This is a genomic window from Mycobacterium heidelbergense, assembly GCF_050205645.1.
GTDB lineage: Bacteria > Actinomycetota > Actinomycetes > Mycobacteriales > Mycobacteriaceae > Mycobacterium > Mycobacterium heidelbergense_A.
Genome location: NZ_JBNMQT010000049.1, coordinates 1 through 3,418 on the forward strand (window position 1 = coordinate 1; position 3,418 = coordinate 3,418).

A 3,418-nucleotide genomic window follows, 5' to 3' on the forward strand; every position below is an offset into this window, starting at 1 on the left:
GCCCTGGCAGTAGCCCAGGCCCAGGCCACCCCAGCAGGCAACTCCGCCCAAAACGTCGCCGCAGTCACCCCGCAACTGGCCGCGGCCAGCACCGCCCCCACCACCCAGACCACCACCGCCGCCACCACCACGACCGGCCCGTTCACCTGGCTACAAAACCTGCTCGACAACCTCTCCACCCAAGGCCTACCCACCCCCACCAACAACTGGCTCGGACTCGTCCCCGCGAACTACGACACGGTGCTGAAACGAATGACGGGCTTGCCCTATCAGTCGAACGGGCTCGCCAGCTTCTTCTCGAGCATTGCGCAGCAAACGTTCAACGGACCCGTGGGAACGACGGCCGGCGCGCAAGGCGCGTTCATTCCGACACCGCAGTTCGCGGCATTGGGCGCCGGGGGATGGACTTTTCACCCGAGCGGCCTGCCCACGGCAAGCCTGTCCTCGGCCACCAAAATCGGCGGGCTGTCGGTCCCACAAAGCTGGGCCAGCGCGACCGGCGCCGAAGAACAAGCCGCCACCAAACTCGTCAGCACCCAATTACTCAACCCCGATAGCGCCAACGCCGCGGGAACCAACGCCGCCATGCGCGGCGTACCCCTCGTCGGCGGACGCGGCGCCCAACGCACCGGCAACCTCGGCGTGCGCTACGGCTTCCGCTACAACGTACTCACCCGACCACCATCGGCAGGATAAAGAAATGCCGGTGACCAACACATGAACAGTAGTCGTCAGGTCTCGAGTATTCGGCGGCAAAGGAGCGCCGCGACCGCGATCGAATTTAACGTTATTAGCAACCACATCCCGAAGGTCTTGAGCCGGAAGGTGATCGAGGAGGAAACCACATGTCGTTCGTGACTACCCAGCCAGAGGCGCTGGCTGCGGCGGCCGGCACCTTGCAGGGGATCGGCTCGACGTTGAGCGCCCAGAATGCTGCGGCGGCGGCCCCGACGACGGGGGTGGTGCCGGCGGCTGCCGATGAGGTTTCGGCGCTGACAGCCGCGCAGTTCGCCGCACACGCGCAGATGTATCAGGCGGTCAGTGCTCAGGCGGCCACGGTCCACGAGATGTTCGTCAACACCTTGAGCATGAGCTCGGGGTCATATGCTCTGACAGAGGCCGCCAATGCGGCCGCGGCGGGTTAAGGGGTCGAGATGATTGATTTTGGTGCGTTGCCGCCGGAGGTTAATTCTGCGCGGTTGTATGCCGGTGCGGGGTCGACGTCGTTGACGACGGCGGCCTCGGCGTGGAATGCCCTTGCCGCGGAGTTGCAGTCGGCGGCGTTGGGGTATGAGAACGTGGTCACTCAGCTTTCCAGTGAGGAGTGGTTGGGCCCGGCTTCGGCGTCGATGGCCGCGGCGGTGCAGCCCTATGTGGATTGGATGAGCACCACGGCCACGCAGGCCGAGCAGGCCGCCAGTCAGGCCAGTGCGGCCGCGGCGGCTTTTGAGCAGGCGTTTGCCTCGGTGGTGCCCCCGCCGTTGATTGCGGCCAATCGGGCCACGCTGGCCCAGGCGGTGGCCACCAATGTGTTGGGGCAAAACACCGGGGTCATCGCCCAGTTGGAGGCCCAATACGGGGAGATGTGGGCCCAAGACGCCGCCGCGATGTATACCTATGCCGGTCAGTCGGCGAGCGCGACCAAGGTGACCCCCTATACCGCGGCCCCGCAGGTGGCTGACCCCTCGGCCTCGGCCAAGCAGTCCTCCGCCACGGCCACGGCCGCGGGCACCTCGGCGGGTACCGCGCAAAACACGCTGCAGCAGGCGGTGACCTCGACGCCCAGTCAGTTGCAAAGCCTGGCCAACCCGACCGCCAATGCCACCACCGCCACCGATCCGTTTTCTGAGATCTGGTTCTTGTTGACCGGCCAGACCGCCTCACCGACCAACCTCGGCGCGATTATCAATGGCTATGCGCCCTTCGCGGGTTTCTTCTATAACACTGAGGGTTTGCCGTACTTCAGCGTTGGTATGGGCAACAGCTTTGTGCAGATCGCCAAGTCGGCGGGCATCCTCGGTGGTGCGGCGCCCGCGGCGGCCAAGGCCGCTACCGGTGCCGCCCAAGGCCTGGGCGGGTTGGGTGCTGCCCTGGGCGGCGGGGGCAGCCAGGTGGCCGCCGGATTGGGCCACGGCGCCCACGTCGCCGGGCTATCGGTGCCACAATCGTGGCCCGGAGCCACCGCCCCCTCGATCGCCAAACCGATCTCGGCGGTACCGGTCAGCGAAGTCATCACCGCACCAGACTCCGGGGCCGGCAACCTGGTGGGCGGCGTACCCGCCTCCGGAGTCGGCGGCCCCGTGCGCGGCGCCGGCGCAGGCCCACGCTACGGCTTCAAACCCACCGTCATGGCCCGCCCCCTCTCCGCCGGCTAAACCGCCTTGTCGACGCTCTGGTGGGGGGTTGCTCGCGGCCGTCGCAGCGGCCGGCCCACCCCCGACGTCATCGTTGCTGGGGCCCGGCCCAAGTTAATCCGCCGGAAGATTTTTAACGGGGACTATCAGCACCACACCCCCCGCGAATGCACCAGCCAGGAGGCTTTCGCCCGGCCGGGGGGAGGGGCTTTGCTGTGAGAGGCCCGTAAGCATCCCAAACGGGGGCAATCGCTGTTACTGTGTCGTTACGAAAAATGAATTCGCAGTAGCGTTTCGTGAACACTTGCGAACAGGCGGCCTCGGAGGACGGTTTCCGGGGGCGCCGTCATCTACTCTCTTGCAGGGAGTAGGGGATAAATCGAGGGAGGAACAGTATGTCGTTTGTGACGACACAGCCGGAGGCTTTGGCCGCTGCTGCCGGCACCCTGCAGGGCATCGGCTCGACTCTGAATGCCCAGAACGCCGCTGCTGCGGCTCCGACGACGAGCGTGGTACCCGCCGCTGCCGACGAGGTGTCCGCGCTCACCGCGGCTCAGTTCGCCGCGCACGCGCAGATGTACCAGGCGGTCAGCGCCCAGGCGGCGGCGATTCACGAGATGTTCGTCAACACCCTGGGCATGAGCTCCGGCTCTTACGCCGCCACGGAGGCAGCGAACGCAGTCGCCGCCGGCTGACCAGCGCTCGCACGTTAAGGCTTTGGACGGACCCCCACCGAAGTGGATTCCTTGGCAAGCTTCCAGCAGTGCAGTACTCCGTCGACTCCAACGCCGCGGTTAGGGTTCGACGTCCGTCTCACCGTGTTGAGCGTCCGGTGGCCGCCGGCTGACGCGAAGGGGGGATCATTTTCATCCATGCGGCTCGACGGTTGCGCCACCGCGTAACCGGTCCGGCCATCGTCGTCGATCACACCAAAACCTAAATAACTGAGTAATAAGGAGATAGCCAAGATGGCAACACGTTTTATGACCGACCCGCATGCGATGCGGGCTATGGCGGGCCGCTTTGAGATGCACGCTCAGACGGTGGCCGATGAGGCGCGCAAG

Annotated in this window: 4 protein-coding genes and 1 pseudogene; all 5 read left to right on the forward strand. The window is 65.9% G+C overall.

Features of this window, described 5'->3' with window-relative positions; translation table 11 throughout:
• Positions 1–696 (forward strand): PE/PPE C-terminal domain-containing protein (locus ACQI5H_RS24440; RefSeq protein ID WP_427081870.1); only part of this gene is annotated, 696 nt, incomplete at its 5' end.
• 149 nt (positions 697–845) lie between these two features.
• Positions 846–1,145, forward strand: coding sequence for a PE family protein (locus ACQI5H_RS24445; protein WP_427081871.1), 300 nt, complete (start codon positions 846–848; stop codon positions 1,143–1,145).
• Between the two features lie 12 nt (positions 1,146–1,157).
• Positions 1,158–2,375 (forward strand): PPE family protein, encoded by a 1,218-nt coding sequence (locus tag ACQI5H_RS24450; protein ID WP_427081872.1) that lies wholly within the window; start codon positions 1,158–1,160, stop codon positions 2,373–2,375.
• Between the two features lie 374 nt (positions 2,376–2,749).
• Complete coding sequence (locus ACQI5H_RS24455; RefSeq protein ID WP_076124307.1) at positions 2,750–3,049, forward strand: PE family protein; 300 nt, start codon at positions 2,750–2,752, stop codon at positions 3,047–3,049.
• A 273-nt stretch (positions 3,050–3,322) separates the two neighbouring features.
• Positions 3,323–3,418, forward strand: a pseudogene (locus ACQI5H_RS24460) (WXG100 family type VII secretion target); the annotation flags it as partial.